This is a genomic window from Streptomyces spinoverrucosus, from assembly GCF_015712165.1.
Classification (GTDB): Bacteria; Actinomycetota; Actinomycetes; order Streptomycetales; family Streptomycetaceae; genus Streptomyces; species Streptomyces spinoverrucosus_A.
On the sequence record NZ_JADPZX010000003.1, the window covers coordinates 76216 to 93570 of the forward strand.

At 72.1% G+C, this 17355-nt stretch carries 14 protein-coding genes and 1 pseudogene; 11 read left to right on the plus strand and 4 right to left on the minus strand.

From position 1 onward, the window contains the following. Positions 1-14: 14 nt before the first annotated feature. The gene (locus tag I2W78_RS37870; RefSeq protein WP_196465294.1) at positions 15-1514 is read left to right on the plus strand and encodes an acyl-CoA synthetase; all 1500 of its coding nucleotides are present in this window, start codon (positions 15-17) and stop codon (positions 1512-1514) included. Between the two features lie 2 nt (positions 1515-1516). Here I2W78_RS37870 and paaK read toward each other — a convergent pair whose 3' ends face one another. Further along, on the minus strand, positions 1517-2812 hold the full coding sequence (paaK, locus tag I2W78_RS37875) for a phenylacetate--CoA ligase PaaK (RefSeq protein ID WP_196465295.1): 1296 nt from the start codon (positions 2810-2812) through the stop codon (positions 1517-1519). Between the two features lie 169 nt (positions 2813-2981). On the opposite strand from paaK, the gene I2W78_RS37880 reads away from it, so the two are divergent. Further along, positions 2982-3839, plus strand: coding sequence for an alpha/beta fold hydrolase (locus I2W78_RS37880; RefSeq protein ID WP_196465296.1), 858 nt, complete (start codon positions 2982-2984; stop codon positions 3837-3839). 13 nt (positions 3840-3852) lie between these two features. Here I2W78_RS37880 and I2W78_RS37885 read toward each other — a convergent pair whose 3' ends face one another. Next, positions 3853-5460, minus strand: a complete 1608-nt coding sequence (locus tag I2W78_RS37885) for an acyl-CoA synthetase (protein ID WP_196465297.1) — start codon at positions 5458-5460, stop codon at positions 3853-3855. 166 nt (positions 5461-5626) lie between these two features. Between I2W78_RS37885 and I2W78_RS37890 the strand changes: the two genes are divergently transcribed. The 8 genes and pseudogenes from I2W78_RS37890 (at position 5627) to I2W78_RS37925 (ending at position 12188) form a co-directional block, all read left to right on the plus strand. Continuing rightward, the gene (locus I2W78_RS37890) at positions 5627-6427 is read left to right on the plus strand and encodes a crotonase/enoyl-CoA hydratase family protein (RefSeq protein WP_196465298.1); all 801 of its coding nucleotides are present in this window, start codon (positions 5627-5629) and stop codon (positions 6425-6427) included. A 19-nt stretch (positions 6428-6446) separates the two neighbouring features. Continuing rightward, positions 6447-7388 (plus strand): Zn-ribbon domain-containing OB-fold protein, encoded by a 942-nt coding sequence (locus I2W78_RS37895; protein ID WP_196465299.1) that lies wholly within the window; start codon positions 6447-6449, stop codon positions 7386-7388. Next, positions 7385-8434 (plus strand): thiolase domain-containing protein, encoded by a 1050-nt coding sequence (locus I2W78_RS37900; protein WP_196465300.1) that lies wholly within the window; start codon positions 7385-7387, stop codon positions 8432-8434. The genes I2W78_RS37895 and I2W78_RS37900 overlap by 4 nt, the downstream gene beginning before the upstream one ends. Beyond that, a complete protein-coding gene (locus tag I2W78_RS37905) occupies positions 8431-9597 on the plus strand; it encodes a thiolase domain-containing protein (RefSeq protein WP_196465301.1) in 1167 nt (388 codons plus the stop codon). Before I2W78_RS37900 ends, I2W78_RS37905 begins: the two co-directional genes overlap by 4 nt. An 82-nt stretch (positions 9598-9679) precedes the next feature. Then, on the plus strand, positions 9680-9922 hold the full coding sequence (locus I2W78_RS37910) for a DUF397 domain-containing protein (protein WP_196465302.1): 243 nt from the start codon (positions 9680-9682) through the stop codon (positions 9920-9922). Between the two features lie 152 nt (positions 9923-10074). Beyond that, complete coding sequence (locus I2W78_RS37915) at positions 10075-10980, plus strand: universal stress protein (protein WP_196465303.1); 906 nt, start codon at positions 10075-10077, stop codon at positions 10978-10980. Positions 10981-11020: 40 nt separating this feature from the next. Beyond that, positions 11021-11611, plus strand: a pseudogene (locus tag I2W78_RS37920) (CGNR zinc finger domain-containing protein); the annotation flags it as partial. Between the two features lie 79 nt (positions 11612-11690). After that, entirely contained in the window at positions 11691-12188 is a 498-nt protein-coding gene (locus I2W78_RS37925; protein ID WP_189700669.1) for a hypothetical protein, read from the plus strand. 4 nt (positions 12189-12192) lie between these two features. Here the strand turns inward: I2W78_RS37925 and I2W78_RS37930 are convergent, their stop codons facing one another. Together I2W78_RS37930 and I2W78_RS37935 are read right to left on the minus strand one after the other, a co-directional pair. Beyond that, positions 12193-14142 (minus strand): N-acetylmuramoyl-L-alanine amidase, encoded by a 1950-nt coding sequence (locus I2W78_RS37930; protein WP_196465304.1) that lies wholly within the window; start codon positions 14140-14142, stop codon positions 12193-12195. 260 nt (positions 14143-14402) lie between these two features. Continuing rightward, positions 14403-15584 carry an aminoglycoside phosphotransferase family protein gene (locus tag I2W78_RS37935; protein WP_196465305.1) on the minus strand — a complete coding sequence of 394 codons (1182 nt, stop codon included), beginning with the start codon at positions 15582-15584 and terminating at the stop codon, positions 14403-14405. Between the two features lie 245 nt (positions 15585-15829). Between I2W78_RS37935 and I2W78_RS37940 the strand changes: the two genes are divergently transcribed. Continuing rightward, entirely contained in the window at positions 15830-17323 is a 1494-nt protein-coding gene (locus tag I2W78_RS37940) for a DNA-binding protein NsdB (protein ID WP_196465306.1), read from the plus strand. Positions 17324-17355: the final 32 nt, after the last annotated feature.

A 17355-nucleotide genomic window follows, 5' to 3' on the forward strand; every position in this document is an offset into this window, starting at 1 on the left:
GAGGATCAACAGTCATGACGCCCGGACATGGCAGCACAGTTGACGGCGTGCTGCGGCGCAGCGCCCGCCGCACCCCGGCGCGCGTCGCGGTCGAGTACCGCGACCGCCGCTGGACGTACGAGGAACTCGACGACGCCGTCTCCCGGGCGGCGAGCCTCCTGCTCGGCGAGGGCCTCGCCCCCGGCGACCGCGTCGGCGCCTACGGTCACAACTCCGACGCCTACCTCATCGGCTTCCTCGCCTGCGCCCGAGCGGGCCTGGTGCACGTGCCGGTCAACCAGAACCTGACGGGCGACGACCTGACGTACATCATCGAGCAGTCGGGCAGCGGGCTGGTCCTCGCCGACCCGGATCTGGCCGATCGACTGCCGGACGGCGTAAGGGTGTTGCCGTTGCGCGACGACCACGACTCGCTGCTCGCGCGGCTGCCGTCCTTCGACCCGTACGACGGTCCGGAGCCGCGTGCCGAGGACCTGACGCAGCTGCTCTACACCTCGGGCACGACGGCCCTGCCCAAGGGCGCGATGATGACGCACCGGGCGCTGGTGCACGAGTACCTCAGCGCGATCACCGCCCTCGACCTCGGCGCGGGCGACCGGCCGGTGCACGCGCTGCCGCTGTACCACTCGGCCCAGATGCATGTCTTCCTGCTGCCGTACCTCGCGGTCGGGGCGACGAACATCATCCTCGACGCACCGGACGGCGACCGGCTCTTCGACCTGATCGAGGCCGGGCGCGTGGACAGCCTGTTCGCACCGCCCACCGTGTGGATCGGCCTGTCGAACCGGGCCGACTTCGCGACCCGCGACCTGAGCGGACTGCGCAAGGCGTACTACGGGGCGTCGATCATGCCGGTGCCGGTCCTGGAACGGCTGCGGGAGCGGTTGCCGAAACTGGCGTTCTACAACTGCTTCGGCCAGAGCGAGATCGGCCCCCTGGCCACCGTCCTCGCACCCGACGAGCACAAGGGCCGGATGGACTCCTGCGGCCGGCCGGTGCTGTTCGTGGACGCCCGGGTCGTCGACGCCGACGGCAAGGACGCGCCCGACGGCACACCCGGCGAGATCGTCTACCGTTCCCCGCAGCTGTGCGAGGGCTACTGGAACAAGCCCGAGGAGACCGCCGAGGCCTTCCGCGACGGCTGGTTCCACTCCGGCGACCTCGCGGTGCGGGACGCGCACGGCTACTTCACGATCGTCGACCGGGTGAAGGACGTCATCAACTCCGGTGCTGTGCTGGTGGCCTCACGGCAGGTCGAGGACGCCCTCTACACCCACGAGTCCGTCGCCGAGGTCGCCGTCGTCGGGCTGCCCGACGAGAAGTGGATCGAGGTCATCACCGCCGTCGTCGTCCCGCGCGGCGAGGTGACGGAGGCGGAGTTGATCGCCCACGCGCGGGAGAAACTGCCCCACTTCAAGGCGCCGAAGCGGGTGGTGTTCGTGGACGCGCTGCCCCGCAACGCCAGCGGCAAGATCCTCAAGCGGGAGCTGCGGGACCGGTTCGGCGACGGCTGAAGTCAGCTCGGACGCAGGTCCACGATCCGCCTGATCTTCCCCACGGACCGCTCCAGCGACTCCGGTTCGACGATCTCCACCGCCACCGACACGCCGATGCCGTCCTTCACGGCCGCCGCGATGGCCCGCGCCGCGTCGTCCCGCGTCTCGGCCGTCGCGTCGGGGCGGGCCTCGGCCCGGACGGTGAGAGCGTCCAGCCGGCCCTCGCGGGTCAGACGCAGCTGGAAGTGCGGGGCCACGCCGGGGGTACGGAGCACGATCTCCTCGATCTGGGTGGGGAACAGGTTCACGCCGCGCAGGATCACCATGTCGTCGCTGCGGCCGGTGATCTTCTCCATCCGGCGGAAGGTGCGGGCCGTGCCCGGCAACAGCCGTGTCAGGTCCCGCGTCCGGTACCGGATCACGGGCATGGCCTCCTTGGTGAGCGAGGTGAACACCAGCTCGCCCCGCTCGCCGTCGGGCAGCACCTCACCGGTGATCGGGTCGACGATCTCCGGGTAGAAGTGGTCCTCGTACACATGCAGACCGTCCTTGGTCTCCACGCACTCCTGGGCGACACCCGGGCCGATCACCTCCGACAGGCCGTATATGTCCACCGCGTCGATCGCGAACCGCTCCTCGATCTCCCGCCGCATGCCCTCCGTCCAGGGCTCGGCCCCGAAGATCCCCACCCGCAGCGAGGTGCTCCTCGGATCGACGCCCTGGCGTTCGAACTCGTCGAGCAGCGTGAGCATGTAGGACGGCGTCACCATGATGATGCCGGGCTTGAGGTCCTGGATCAGCTGCACCTGACGGGCTGTCATGCCGCCGGACGCGGGGATCACCGTACAGCCGAGGCGCTCGGCGCCGTAGTGGGCGCCCAGGCCGCCGGTGAACAGCCCGTACCTGTACGCCACATGCACCGTGTCGCCGGGCCGCCCGCCCGCCGCCCGGATCGAACGCGCCACCATGTCGGCCCACATCGACAGGTCGTCGTCCGTGTATCCGACGACCGTCGGGCGCCCGGTGGTGCCGCTCGACGCGTGGATCCGGCGGATGCGCTCCCGGGGCACGGCGAACATCCCGTACGGGTAGTGCTCGCGCAGGTCGGCCTTGGTGGTGAAGGGGAAGCGGGCGAGATCGGCGAGGGAGCGGCAGTCGTCCGGGTGGACTCCGGCCTTGTCGAAGGACTCCCGGTAGAAGGGCACGTTGGCGTAGGCGTGCCCCAGCTGTGCCCGTAGCCGCTCCAGCTGCAGTGCCCGCAGCTCCTGCGCGCCCAGCCGTTCCCCCGCGTCCAGCAGGTCCGTCGTCTCCGCCATGAGACCTCTCCCTCACCAACCGCGGCAATCCGGGCGACCGATCATTCGGTCGAGGTGTTGTGGATCAGTAATCCAGCCCGGCGCGGTGGAGGCAAGTGGTCTGCCCGCACTTTCTGCGGCGGCCGGAACTCCGTTGCGCGGGGGCTCCCGGTCGTTGAGGATGACCGCCATGCCCACCTTCAGCGCCCCCGACGGAACCCGGCTCGCCTACCATCTGCGCGGCGACGGCGACCCCCTGCTCGTCCTGCCCGGCGGCCCCATGCGGCCCTCCGCCTACCTCGGTGACCTGGGCGGACTCTCCGCCCGCCGCCGACTGGTCCTGCTCGACCTGCGCGGCACCGGCGACTCCGCGGTGCCGGCGGATCCGGCGACGTACCGCTGCGACCGGCTCGTGGACGACGTGGAGGCGCTGCGGGCCCACCTGGGCCTGGAGCGGATGGACCTGCTCGGCCACTCGGCGGGCGGCAGCCTGGCCATGCTGTACGCCGCCCGCCATCCCGAACGGGTGGCGCGGCTCGCGCTGATCACCGCGACGCCCTGGGCCCTGGGTATGCCGGCGACGACCGAGGACCGGCTGGCCGCCGCCCGGCTGCGGGAGGGCGAGTCGTGGTTCGCGGAGGCGTTCCCGGCGTTCGAGCGGTGGCTGCGGGAGGGCGGCGAATTCGATCCGCGGTTCATCCCGTTCTTCTACGGGCGCTGGGACGAGGCGGCCGCAGCGCATGCCAGGCGGGACGAGGAGGAGGGCAACGCGGAGGCCGCCGAACGGTACGGCTCCGAGGGCGCCTACGACCCGCCCGCGACCCGCGCCGCACTGGCCGCGCTGGCCGCCCCGGTCCTCGTGTACGCCGGCGAACTCGACGGCGGGCCCCGCCCCGACCTCGCCCGCCGCACGGCCGAGGCCTTCCCCAACGCCGAGGTGGCCGTGCAGCCGGGCGCGGGGCACTACCCGTGGGTGGACGACCCCGAGTGGTTCGTGGGACGCACCGCGGACTTCTTCGCAGGGAAAGGGAAGGGGACGGGCGAGTAGCCGGCGGTCTACTTCAGGGCCTGTCGGCCGCGGCGGCCACTTCCCTGGCCCACCGGTAGTCCGCCTTGCCGCTCGGGGAGCGGCGGATGGACTCGGTGATGACGAGCTGGCGCGGGATCTTGTACCCCGCCAGCCGGTCCCGGCAGTGGGTCTGGAGGTCCGCCAAAGTCAGCTTTCGGGCGCCCTCCCGCACCTGCACGACCGCCGCGACATGGTTGCCCCACTTCGCGTCCGGCACCCCGGCCACCAGCGCGTCGTACACGTCCGGATGGGACTTCAGGGCCTGCTCGACCTCCTCCGGGTACACCTTCTCGCCCCCGGTGTTGATGCACTGCGAGCCACGGCCGAGGACGGTGACCACGCCCTGCTCGTCGACGGTGGCCATGTCGCCGAGCAGCACCCACCGCTCGTCGTCCCGCTCGAAGAAGGTCTCGGCGGTCTTCGCCGGGTCGTTGTAGTAGCCGAGCGGTACGTGGCCGCACTGGGCGATCCGGCCCACCTCGCCGACGGCCACCGGCTCGCGCGTCGCCGGATCCACCACCCGCGTACGGGAGTTGACGCGTATGCGGAAGCCCCGCTCGGGGCCGGAGTCGTCCGTCGCCGTGCCGTTGAAGCCGGACTCGGAGGAGCCGAAGTTGTTCAGCAGCATCACATGCGGGACGAGCGCGAGGAACTGCTCCCGCACCGTCTCCGACATGATCGCGCCGGACGAGGACACGCTGAACATCGAGGAGCAGTCCGTGCCCTTCAGCGGCCCGGAGAGGGCGTCGATCAGCGGGCGCAGCATCGCGTCGCCGACCAGCGACATGCTGGTGACCTTCTCCTTCTCGACGGTCCGCAGCACCTCCTCGGGCACGAACTTGCGGTGCAGTACGACGCGTTGCCCGAAGTTGAAGCCGATGAACGCCGTGAGCGTGGACGTGCCGTGCATCAGCGGGGGAGTGGGGAAGAAGGTGATGCCCGATCCGCCCGCCGCGACCCGCTCGGCCAGCTCCTCGGGCTTCCTCACCGGCTCACCGGTCGGCGCCCCACCGCCCAGCCCGGAGAAGAACAGATCCTCCTGCCGCCACATCACGCCCTTGGGCATCCCGGTCGTACCGCCGGTGTAGATGATGAACTGGTCGTCCCCGGAACGGGCCGGGAATCCGCGCTCCGGAGAGCCACCGTTCTCGGCCTCCGTGAACGGCACCCCCAGCGAGCCCCGCGCCCCCACCCGCACCAGATGCCGCACCTTCTCCGCCCGGGGAAGCGCCGCCGCCACCCGGTCCGTGAACTCCGCGTCGAACGCCACGGCCACCAGATCGGCGTCCCGGTAGAGATAGACCAGCTCCTCCTCGACATAGCGGTAGTTGACGTTCACCGGCACGATCCGCGCCTTCAGGCAGCCGAGCACCGTCTGGAGGTACTCGACGCCGTTGTACAGGTGCAGCCCGAGGTGCTCACCGGGGCGGATGTCGCTGTCGAGCAGGTGGTGACCGATGCGGTTGGCGGCCGCGTCCAACTCGGCGTACGTCAGCCGGCGCTCCGCGCCCGTGCCCGGGTGGTCGAGGTACACCAGCGCCTCACGGTCCGGCACCACGTCCACGACCGACTCGAACAGGTCGGCAAGGTTGTACTCCACCGCTCCTCCTGACCTCGCTGTCCCTCGGGTTGCCGGTCATCAGAGCAAAGGGCGACACAACTGTGAAGGGTCCGCGCAGCAGAAATCTGACTGACTGTCAGAAAACTCTTGAAGTGCCCACCCTCCTCCTGCAACCTGTTCTCGTTCCCGCGGACGGAGGACACCCATGGGTGGCACCGAACACCTCACCGTGCAGCGCGAAGGCGCCACACTGGTGCTCACGCTCAACCGGCCCGAGGCCAAGAACGCGCTCTCGCTGCCGATGCTCGTAGGCCTGTACGACGGCTGGATCGAGGCCGACGAGGACGAGGCGATCCGCTCGATCGTGCTGACCGGCGCGGGCGGCGCCTTCTGCGCGGGCATGGACCTGAAGGCCCTGGCGGGCAAGGGGATGGCCGGTGAGCAGTACCGGGACCGGCTCAAGGCCGACCCCGACCTGCACTGGAAGGCCATGCTGCGCCACCACCGCCCACGCAAACCCGTGATCGCCGCCGTCGAGGGCCCGTGCGTCGCGGGCGGCACCGAGATCCTCCAGGGCACCGACATCCGCGTCGCGGCCGAGTCCGCGACCTTCGGGCTGTTCGAGGTCCGGCGCGGACTCTTCCCCATCGGCGGCTCGACCGTCCGGCTGCAACGCCAGATCCCCCGCACCCACGCCCTCGAAATGCTGCTCACCGGACGGCCGTACGGCGCCCGGGAGGCGGCGGACATCGGCCTGGTCGGCCATGTCGTCCCCGACGGCACCGCGCTCGCCGAGGCGCTGAAGATCGCCGAACGGATCAACGCCTGCGGCCCGCTCGCCGTCGAGGCCGTCAAGGCGTCGGTGTACGAGACCGCCGAGATGACCGAGACCGACGGCCTGGCCGCCGAACTCGCCCGTGGCTGGCCGATCTTCGACACCGCGGACGCCAAGGAGGGCGCCCGCGCCTTCGCGGAGAAGCGACCGTCTCACTACAAGCGCGCCTGACCTCCAAGGAGTTCCCGCGATGCCCGAAGTCCTCAAAGCCCCCCTCGTCGTCGAGTTCCCCTTCACCCGCTCCCTCGGCCCCGTCCAGAGCGCCTTCCTCACCGGCCTGCGCGAACGCGTCGTCCTGGGCGTGCACACCGGCGACGGCCGCACCCTCGTCCCACCGGTCGAGTACGACCCCGTCACCGCCGAGGAGATCCGCGACCTCGTCGAGATCGCCCCCACCGGCACCGTCACCACCTGGGCCTGGAACCACGCCCCCCGCCGCGGTCAGCCCCTCGACACCCCCTTCGCCTGGGCCCTGGTCCGCCTCGACGGCGCCGACACGGCCCTGCTGCACGCCCTGGACGCCCCGGGACCGGAGGCGGTCCACACCGGCATGCGGGTCCGCGTCCGCTGGGCGGAGCAACGCACCGGCGCCATCACCGACATCGCCTGCTTCGAGCCGTACGACGGCGAAGACGCCCAACCGACCGGCCACACCGGCGAGTTCGAGGACCCGGTCACCGGCATCGTCGCGCACGCCCGGCTCGACTACTCCTACAGCCCCGGCCGCGCCCAGTCCGCCTACATCAGGGCGCTCTCCGACCGGCGGACCGTCGGCGAACGCTGCCCGTCCTGCCGCAAGGTGTACGTGCCGCCCCGGGGCGCCTGCCCCACCTGCGGCATCGCCACCGGCGAACAGGTCGAGGTCGGCCCGCGCGGCACGGTCACCACGTTCTGCATCGTCAACATCAAAGCGAAGAACCTGGACATCGAAGTCCCGTACGTCTACGCCCACATCGCCCTCGACGGAGCCGGCCTCGCCCTGCACGGACGCATCGGCGGCATCCCGTACGACCAGGTCCGGATGGGCCTGCGGGTCGAACCCGTGTGGACCGAGGACAGCCGCTACCCCGACCACTACCGGCCGACCGGCGAACCCGACGCGGACTACGACACGTACAAGGAGCTGCTGTGACCCGCGACATCGCCGTCGTCGCCTTCGCCCAGACCGACCATCGGCGCACCAGCGACGAGCTCTCCGAGGTCGAGATGCTCATGCCGGTCCTGCACGAGGTGCTGGACCGCACCGGCCTGAAGACCGCCGACATCGGCTTCACCTGCTCCGGCTCCAGCGACTACCTCGCCGGCCGCGCCTTCTCCTTCACCCTCGCCCTGGACGGCGTGGGCGCCTGGCCGCCGATCTCCGAGTCGCACGTCGAGATGGACGGCGCCTGGGCGCTGTACGAGGCGTGGACCAAGCTGCTCACGGGGGAGGCGGACACCGCCCTCGTGTACGCGTACGGCAAGTCCTCGCCGGGCTCGGTGCGGGACGTCCTCACCCGCCAGCTCGACCCGTACTACGTCGCCCCGCTGTGGCCCGACTCCGTCGCCCTCGCCGCCCTCCAGGCCCAGGCGCTCATCGACGCGGGCGAGACCGACGAGCCCGCCCTCGCCGCCGTCGCCGCCCGCAGCCGCGCGGCGGCCGAGGACAACCCCCACGCCCAACTGCGGGGTCCGGTGCCGCACGGGGAGTACGTGGTACGGCCCCTGCGCACCGGCGACTGCCCGCCCATCGGCGACGGCGCCGCAGCCGTGATCCTCGCCGCCGGGGAACGCGCCCGCGAGCTGTGCGCACGCCCCGCCTGGATCCGCGGCATCGACCACCGCATCGAGGCGCACGGCCTCGGCGTCCGCGACCTCACCGACTCGCCCTCCACCCGCCTGGCCGCCGAGCGCGCCGGAGCCTTCGAACGGCCCGTCGACACCGCCGAGCTGCACGCGCCGTTCACCGCCCAGGAGGTCGTCCTGCGCAAGGCCCTGCGCTTCGACGACACGGTGTCCGTCAACCCGTCCGGCGGGGCGCTCGCCGCCCACCCGATCATGGCCGCCGGCCTGATCCGTATCGGTGAGGCGGCGGCACGCATCCACCGGGGCGAGTCCGACCGGGCCCTCGCCCACGCCACGTCCGGCCCCTGTCTGCAACAGAACCTGGTCGCCGTACTCGAAGGGGATCCCCGATGAGCAAGGAGCCCGTGGCCGTCGTAGGCGTCGGCCAGACCAAGCACGTGGCGGCACGCCGGGACGTCTCCCTCGCCGGGCTCGTCCGGGAGGCGGCCCGACGCGCCCTCGACGACGCCGAGCTGACCTGGGCCGACATCGACGCCGTCGTCATCGGCAAGGCGCCCGACTTCTTCGAGGGCGTGATGATGCCGGAGCTGTACCTGGCGGACGCGCTCGGCGCGGTCGGCAAGCCGATGCTGCGCGTGCACACCGCCGGCTCCGTCGGCGGCTCCACCGCCCTGGTCGCGGCCCAGCTCGTCGCCGCCCGCGTGCACGCCACCGTCCTCACCCTCGCCTTCGAAAAGCAGTCCGAGTCCAACGCCATGTGGGGCTTGTCCCTGCCGATCCCGTTCCAGCAGCCGCTGCTGGCCGGGGCGGGCGGCTTCTTCGCCCCGCACGTGCGGGCGTACATGCGCCGCAGCGGCGCGCCCGACACGATCGGCTCGCTCGTGGCGTACAAGGACCGGCGCAACGCCCTGAAGAACCCCTACGCCCACCTCCACGAGCACGACATCACCCTGGAGAAGGTCCAGGCCTCGCCCATGCTCTGGGACCCGATCCGCTACTCGGAGACCTGCCCGTCCTCCGACGGCGCCTGCGCCATGATCCTCACCGACCGCGCCGGAGCCGCCCGGGCGCCCCGCCCGCCCGCCTGGATGCTCGGCGGCGCGATGCGCAGCGAACCCACCCTCTTCGCCGGGAAGGACTTCGTCTCGCCACGGGCCGGCCGGGACTGCGCCGCCGACGTGTACCGGCAGGCGGGGATCGCCGACCCGCGCCGGGACATCGACGCCGCCGAGATCTACGTACCGTTCTCCTGGTACGAGCCGATGTGGCTGGAGAACCTCGGCTTCGCCGCCGAGGGCGAGGGCTGGAAGCTCACCGAGTCCGGGGTGACCGAACTGGACGGGGACCTGCCGGTCAACATGTCGGGCGGCGTGCTGTCCACCAACCCCATCGGCGCCTCCGGCATGATCCGCTTCGCGGAGGCGGCCCTCCAGGTGCGCGGGCTGGCGGGAGACCATCAGGTCGACGGCGCCCGGAAGGTGCTCGGACACGCCTACGGCGGCGGCTCGCAGTTCTTCTCGATGTGGCTCGTGGGAGCGCGTCCGCCGGACGCCTGAAAGGTCCTCCTCACGTGGCCTGTTGGCTCCGGGGACCGATCGCTAGGCTGGCCGCGGACGACGAGTCGGGAGGAGCACGGACGTGGCCGAGACCACCACCCAGCAGCAGCCGCTCAAGGGCTGGGACAAGCCGGAACTGGACCTGAGCAACGCCGAATGGCAGTCCAGCAGCCGCGGCCTGGGGGATGTGCAGATCGCCTTTGTCGAGGGTTTCATCGCCATGCGCAACAGCGGCCGCCCGGAGAGCCCCTCCCTGATCTTCACCCCCGCCGAGTGGGGAGCGTTCGTGTCGGGCGCCCGGGAGGGTGAGTTCGACCTGACCTGAGGCCACCCGGGTGAACCGGGGTGGACGGGCCGATCCGGGGGTGTTCCGCCCGGTTTTCGGGACACGCGATCCTGTGAGACCTCCCGGGGCGGAGGCCTGAGCGAGGCTGGCCCCGGGAAGTAGGTCGGTCGCCACTTCCGGAGGTGAGGAACATGAGCACCCTGCCGGTCATCGCCGCGTTCGACGGTTCGGACGACAGTCTGCGGGCCCTGGACTGGGCCCTCGACGCCGCCCGCAGGCGCAGCGCGCCGCTGCGGGTGGTGCATGTGCGGCAGTACGCCGTGCGGGTGCCCGCCGGTGTGGAGGTCGCCCGGCTGCCGGAGCCGGAGGACGATCCGGTACTCGTCCGGGCCCGCACGTACCTCGCCGAGCGCGCCGAGGGACTGGTCGTGGACTACCTCGGCCCGGAGGGCACCCCGGCCGCCGTACTCCCCGAAATGGGCGCCGAAGCGCAGCTGTTGGTGCTCGGCTCCCGGGGGCGCGGCGGTTTCGCGAGGCTCCTGCTCGGCTCCAACGGCCTCGCGGCGGCCCGGGACGCCGAGTGCCCGGTCGTCGTGGTGCCCCGGCCCGGCCGCGAGGTCGACGACGCCCCGCCGCAGGAACCGGGACCCCGGGTGGTCGTCGGCCTCAACGTGGACGGCCCGGACGACGCCGCCCTCGCCTTCGCCTTCGAGGAGGCCGCGCGGCGCGACGCCCGCCTCCAGGTGGTCGCCGCGTACCCGTGGCCCGTGCAGCTCTGGGCGGGCTCCACGGGCGAGCTGCTGACGACCGGTATCGACCAGGACGCCGTCGAGAGCGAGACCCGTGCCCTCGCGGAGGGCTTCCTCGCCCCGCACCGCCGCCGTCACCCCGACGTCCGGGCGGAGGTGTACCTGGCCCCCGGAGACGCCGCCGCCCAGCTGGTCGCGAACTCGCGGGACGCCGACCTGGTCGTCGTCGGCCGTCACCGACGCCGCCTGCTCGCCCCCGCCCGCATGATGGGCTCGGTCACCCACGCCGTACTGCTGCACGCGGCGAGCCCGGTGGCGGTGGTGCCGCCCGCGCCGCCGGAGGAGTGAAACGCGCTGACGGTCGCTCCCCGCCTTCATCGTCAGCGCCATACAGGACCCGACCAGCACGGACGCTCGACTTGCGCTCGACCTCGCCCTGACCGTCCGGCACGACGGACACGGCGGTGTCGCCGACGACCTGAGCGATCCCGAAGGGCTCACCGCGTGGGTGCGCTCCCACCCCGGCGCCCTGCCCGATGCCGGCGCCCACACCGCTGACGCGGAGGCCCTCACCGCCGTCCGCGAGCTGCGCGCGGCCGTCCGCGCCCTCTTCGCCCGAGCGGTACGGCCGGCCGCCCCGAGCCCCGCCGACGCCTCCCGTCCGCTGCCCGTCCCCGAAGCCCTGACCTGCCTCAACGCCGCGACCGCCCGGACCCCCACCGTCCCCGTCCTGCACGGGCCCGACGACGCCGAACCCGTCGTACACCACCGGTCCGCGCACGGGGACGAAGAACTCACCGCGGTGCTCGCGCCGGCCGCCATCGCCTTCCTCGCGAGCCCCGACCGCGACCGGCTCCGTGCCTGCCACGCACCGCGCCGCGCGCGCTACTTCCTCAAGGAGCACCCCCGGCAGGAGTGGTGCACACCGTCCTGCGGCAACCGCGCCCGAGTGGCCCGCCACCACGAACGGCACAAGAAGCCCACCCGGGGCCCGTCGTCGCCGCAACGGAGACCGCCCGCCCGGCGCCGACGACCTGCGGGCACGTACCATTGGCGGCATGTCGTTCCTCCGCCGCCGCAGTGCCACCCCCGCCGGGCCCGACTTCGACGTGCTGGCCATGGACCCGGGCGACTGGCCCGGCAATCTGGGCGCGGGCCTGCTGCCCGCCCCCGACGGCACCTGCCAGGGCGTCTTCCTGCGCTACGACCTGTTCGGCGGCCGCGGCCCCGCGATGATCATCGGCAACCTGCCCGAGGGCTCCCCGGCCCGCGAGGTCGCCGAGGGGCAGATCCCGTTCGAGGTGGCCCAGCTGCTGCTGGCCCTGGAGAACGACGAGGAAGTGACGGTCGTCGGCACCGAGGACGTGCCGGTGATGCAGGGCGACAACCTGCTCATCGTGCGCCGCCTGAAGCTCTCCGAGAGCCGGATCTCCTGCGTGCAGTTCGACCGCAGCGACAACGTCCTGGTCACCATCGCCGCCTGGGACCGTCCCATCACCGACGACCTGTACGCCCTGCTGAAGCCGCTCCCGGCGGAGCTGTTCCAGCAGGGCTGAGGCGCTACGACGACACCTTCACGTCGGCCGCCCGGACGAACGCGACGCGGTGGCCGAACTGGATCTCGTAGTACAGGTCCTTGCCCACCACAACCTTGTGCCCGTCGGTGGCGAAGGTGACGGCGTAGTAGTACTCGCCGGGCACCTTGTCACCGACGACGTACTTCTGGCCCCTGAGCAGCTCGTACGGCAGCGGGGACACCGGCTGGGCGGGTACCCCCACCGGGTAGGCGGACGCCTCCGGGTAGGCGCGGCCGTACACCGGAACGCTGTCCAGGCCGTTCTTCGGCGTGACGACCAGGCCTTTCGCGGGCACCGCGGTCGGGGCTTTCGCCGGGTTGCGGAACCAGGCCTTCTGCCCCAGGTACCAGATCGCCGTCCAGTCGCCCTGGCGTCCGGCCACCGCGTACTGCTGACCCGTGGAGACCCGCGAGCCGATGTCGTTGACGCCGGTCGTCGAGTCCCCGCCGCCCGGGCGCAGACCGATGTCCTTGATCAGCGGGTACGTCTCACCGGGCCCGGAGTACAGCCGTACCGCGCTCGAACCGTGCACCGCGCACGGCTCGCCAGGGGAGGTGCAGCCCGTGTACTCCGGCCGGTTCGAGGCGTAGTCCGGCAGGATCGTCACCATGGCGCTGCCCGCGCGGGCGGTGGGACCGAAGGGGCGGCCGAGCAGGGTGAAGTAGTGCTGCCAGTCCCAGTACGGGCCAGGGTCCGTGTGCATGCCACTGACCGTCGACGTGGTCGGGCCGGGCACGTTGTCGTGGCCGAGGATGTGCTGCCGGTCCAGCGGGACCCCGTACTTCTTGGCGAGGTACCGCACCAGACGCGCCGACGAGCGGTACATCGCCTCCGTGTACCAGGCGTCGGGCGCGGCCAGGAAACCCTCGTGCTCCAGGCCGATCGACTTGGCGTTGACGTACCAGTTGCCCGCGTGCCAGGCCACGTCCTTCGCCTTGACGTGCTGGGCGATGTGGCCGTCCGTGGAGCGCAGCGAGTAGTTCCAGGACACGTACGTCGGGTCCTGCACCATGTCGAGGACGCCCTCCCAGGCGCCCTCCGTGTCGTGCACGACGATGTACTCGATGCTCTGCGACACCGGGCGCCCGCCCAGATCGTGGTTGCCGTAGTCGCTGTCGCCGAACTCCTCGTACGGCGCCGGGATCCACTCGCAGGAGACGGTGGCCGGGCATTCGGTGCCCTCCGCCTCGGGCGTGCGCCGGAGCCGGTCCGCGGCCGGGGTGAGGTGCGGCTGCGGCGCCAGGGAGATGCGCTGCCCGGCGTCCGTGAACCGCTCCTCGCCGGTGCGGATCACCTCGAACACGTCGTTCGCGTACGCCACCCCGGTCGCCGCGTCGTCGGCGCCCGGGAAACGGGCCACCGCCCCGTACCAGTCCGCCGGATCGTCGCTCAGCGGCCTGCCCAGCTCCCGCTGCGCGGCCGCGAGCAGCGCGGCACCGCCCGCCACGTTGGCAGCGGGGTCTTCGCGGAGTTGCTCGGGGCTGAGGCCAGTCAGCTCGGCGGCCCTCGTCAAGGTCTTGAGGCGGGCCGGGAGTTCGGCGTCCTGAGGGAGCTGCACGTCGGGGAGCAGCGGCGGACGGGCGTCGTCGCCGCGCGGGTCCTCCGTGCCGTCACTGTGGTGCGGGGCCGTGGCCAGCGCGGTACGGGCGTCGGTGAGGTGCATCGGGCCGTAGCCGCCGGTCACGCTCGGCGCGCCGCCGTGCCCGTCCCAGCGGGACTGGAGGTAGGAGACCCCGAGCAGCACGCTCTGCGGTACGTCGTACTCCGCGGCGGCCTGCTCGAACGCCTGCCGCAGCTCACTGTCCGACAGGGCGTCGGACGGGGCCGCGCCGAGCAACGGCAGCAGCAGCGCCGCGGAGGCCACGGCGCCGGCGGTCCGGCGTGCGCGTCTCGGCCCGGCGGCTCGCTGGGGGTCGGTGGCGGGTCCTCGCAAAGCAGCCTCCTGGGACGGTTGGGCGCGATGGGCCTGCGGGGCCGGGCGTGTCAGTGGTACCGGCTCGCCGACAATCCGTCAATCATGCGGTCCAGGAGGCGATTTCCCCGGTCAGGGCAGGGTTGTGGGAGTTTCGTGGCGGCGGCCGACGGGCCTGCGGGGCGTCAGTGGCGTACACCAATGGACCCGGTTCTCACGGCGGCACGACGAGGTCCGCGGTGCGCCGCTGTCCCTGGCGCGCCGCGGACCGTCATCCCCCTTCAGCGAGTGCCGACCGCCGCGCGCACGGCCCGCCGGGCCAGTTGGCAGTCGTCGTGCAGCCGCCGCAGCAGCAGCCGCTGTTCCTCGCCGGACGGCGCAGCACCCGGGTGGGCCACTCCCGTTGCCGCCGGGGTCGCGTCGTGCATCGAGCGCTGCACGGCCGTCTCGTACGTACGGATCTCACGGGTCAGTACGAGCATCAGGTTGACCAGGAACGCGTCCCGCGAGGCCGGTCCCGCGTTCTGGGCGATCTGGCTGATGTGCCGCCGCGCTGCCGGGGCGTCGCCGAGCACCGACCACAAAGTGGCCAGGTCGTACCCCGGCAGGTACCAGCCGGCGTGCTCCCAGTCCACCAGGACCGGGCCCGCGGGCGACAGCAGGATGTTCGACAGCAGCGCGTCGCCGTGACAGAACTGGCCCATGCCCTGCCGGCCCGCGGCGAGCGCGATGCCGTGCAGCAGCTTCTGCAGGTCGCCCAGGTCCCGGTCGGTGAGCAGCCCCAGCTCGTGGTACCGGGAGATCCGGGCCGCGTAGTCCAGCGGCGCGTCGAACGTGCCCGCGGGGGGCCGCCAGGCGTTCAGCCGGCAGATCGCGCTGAGCGCCTGCCGGATGTCCGTGCGCGGCGGTGCCTCCGCCGGGTGCCGCTGGAGCGCCGCCGCCCGTCCCGGCATCCGCTCGATGACCAGTGTGCAGTTGTCCGGGTCCGCCGCGATCAGCCGGGGCGCCCGCACGGGCGGGCGGTGCCGGACGAACGAGCGGTATGCCGCTATTTCGTGGCGGATCCGCTCGGCCCACGCCGGGGACTGGTCCAGTAAACACTTGGCGACGGCCGTACTGCGTCCTGTGGTGCCGACCAGCAGCACCGACCGTCCGCTGCGCCGCAGTACCTGCACCGGGGCGAACTCCGGGCAGATCCGGTGCACCGAGGCGATCACCGAGCGCAGCTGGGCGCCCTGGGGGCCGGACAAGTCGAGTCTCCCGCTGAGCGGTTGGGTGCCGAGCCCCGCGGGGCGCCGCGTCCGGCCCGCGCCGAGCACGGGGGCCGTCGGGCGCGCGGGAGCGAGGTAGGGGCCGCCACCACCCGGCAGGGGGGGCTCTCCCGGCCTCGGGGAGGCGGGAGCCGCGGGGCGCGGGCGCAGCGGCCGGGGCGGGGCGGACACGGAGGACGATGCTGCGTACATGGGCGAGACAGATCCCTTCGTGTGCCTGCGACGTCATTGCGCCACCCGAACCGACCGCCCAGGTGCACCCTGGGGAGTGCACCAGCCGTATCAGGAAGGCGACCGGGTCGGGGTGGCGCGTTCCTACCTGACACCCGATGCCCCGTGGCACACCATCTGGCGCACCCTGGCGAACCCTGGCGAATAGTCGCCCGGCAACTCGCCCCGGGCTACTGTCAACTCAGCCGAGAACCTGGGGGCTTGACGTGAGCGGACAACCCAACACCCGCCTTGCGGACCTGTTCGGCCTGGCCGGCTGGTCCAAGGGGGAGCTCGCGAGGCTGGTCAACAAGCAGGCGGCGGCCATGGGCCACCCCCAGCTGGCGACCGACACCTCACGGGTGCGGCGTTGGATCGACATGGGAGAGATCCCGCGCGATCCGGTGCCGCGGGTGCTGGCGGCTCTGTTCACCGAGCGTCTCGGCCGTGTCGTGACCATCGAGGACCTCGGTCTGGTCCGGCACGGGCGTACGGGGAAGCGGCAGGGCGACGGGAGTGTGGAACATCCCGACGGCGTGCCGTGGGCGCCCGAACGGACCGCTGCGGTCCTCACCGAATTCACGGGAATGGACCTCATGCTCAACCGACGCGGCTTGGTGGGCGCGGGTGCCGTGCTCGCCGCGGGATCCGCACTCAGCAGCGCCATGTACGACTGGCTGCACACCGATCCGGCCCTGGCGGCCGACGCTCCCCATCTCGACGACCCCCTGCACGCCGACTCCGCCGGGTTCGACCGCTACGAGGCCGCCCCCATCGGGTCGCAGGAGATCGAGGAACTGGAGCGCTCGGTCGAGGTGTTCCGCGCCTGGGACGCGGCCCGCGGCGGCGGGCTCCAGCGCAAGGCGGTCGTGGGCCAGCTCAACGAGGTGGGCGGCATGCTCGCCTACCGTCACCCACCCCATCTCCAGCGGCGCCTGTGGGGCGTCGCGGCCAACCTCGCCGTCCTCGCGGGCTGGATGTCGCACGACGTCGGCCTGGAGCCCACGGCCCAGAAGTACTTCGTCATCGCCGCCCATGCCGCGAGAGAGGGCGGCGACCGGCCCCGCGCCGGCGAGGCGCTCTCCCGAGCGGCCCGCCAGATGGTGCACCTGGGCCGGCCCGACGACGCGCTGGACCTGATGAAGCTCGCCCAGTCCGGCTCCGGGGAGGAGGTACTGCCCCGTACGCGGGCGATGTTCCACACCGTCGAGGCGTGGGCCCAGGCGTCCATGGGCAAGGGCCAGGCGATGCGCCGGACCCTCGGTCAGGCGGAGGACCTGTTCGTCTCCGACAAGGCGGACGTACCGCCGCCCAGCTGGATGCAACTGTTCAACGAGGCGGACCTGTACGGCATGCAGGCCCTGGCCTACCGCACGCTCGCGGAGTTCGAGCCGGGCGCGGCGGCGCACGCCCAGCACTACGCTGACAAGGCGCTGGCCCTGCGGATCGACGCACAGCAGCGGTCGAAGATCTTCGACTTCCTGTCCATGGCATCCGCGTGCTTCATCGCGGACGACCCCGAACAGGCAGACCGGTTCGCCCGCCTCGCCCTGATGTCGATGGGGCAGAACTCCTCGCGCCGCACCTGGGACCGGCTGCGCCAGATGTACCGGCTCACCGCCGAGTACGCCGAGTACCCGAGGATCCAGCAACTGCGAGAGGAGATCAGGCTGGCGCTGCCCAAGCCGAAGGGGAGGGGCGGCAACAGCTCACAGGTGTAGTCCGACGTCCCCATCCATCGACTGCCCGTCCA

What these genes read in the sequence shown, in the direction of transcription:
- I2W78_RS37870 (WP_196465294.1), top strand. Translation starts at nt 15, where the DNA reads ATGACGCCCGGACATGGCAGCACAGTTGACGGCGTGCTGCGGCGCAGC.
- paaK (WP_196465295.1), bottom strand. Translation starts at nt 2,812, where the DNA reads ATGGCGGAGACGACGGACCTGCTGGACGCGGGGGAACGGCTGGGCGCG.
- I2W78_RS37880 (WP_196465296.1), top strand. Translation starts at nt 2,982, where the DNA reads ATGCCCACCTTCAGCGCCCCCGACGGAACCCGGCTCGCCTACCATCTG.
- I2W78_RS37890 (WP_196465298.1), top strand. Translation starts at nt 5,627, where the DNA reads ATGGGTGGCACCGAACACCTCACCGTGCAGCGCGAAGGCGCCACACTG.
- I2W78_RS37895 (WP_196465299.1), top strand. Translation starts at nt 6,447, where the DNA reads ATGCCCGAAGTCCTCAAAGCCCCCCTCGTCGTCGAGTTCCCCTTCACC.
- I2W78_RS37905 (WP_196465301.1), top strand. Translation starts at nt 8,431, where the DNA reads ATGAGCAAGGAGCCCGTGGCCGTCGTAGGCGTCGGCCAGACCAAGCAC.
- I2W78_RS37915 (WP_196465303.1), top strand. Translation starts at nt 10,075, where the DNA reads ATGAGCACCCTGCCGGTCATCGCCGCGTTCGACGGTTCGGACGACAGT.
- I2W78_RS37925 (WP_189700669.1), top strand. Translation starts at nt 11,691, where the DNA reads ATGTCGTTCCTCCGCCGCCGCAGTGCCACCCCCGCCGGGCCCGACTTC.
- I2W78_RS37935 (WP_196465305.1), bottom strand. Translation starts at nt 15,584, where the DNA reads ATGTACGCAGCATCGTCCTCCGTGTCCGCCCCGCCCCGGCCGCTGCGC.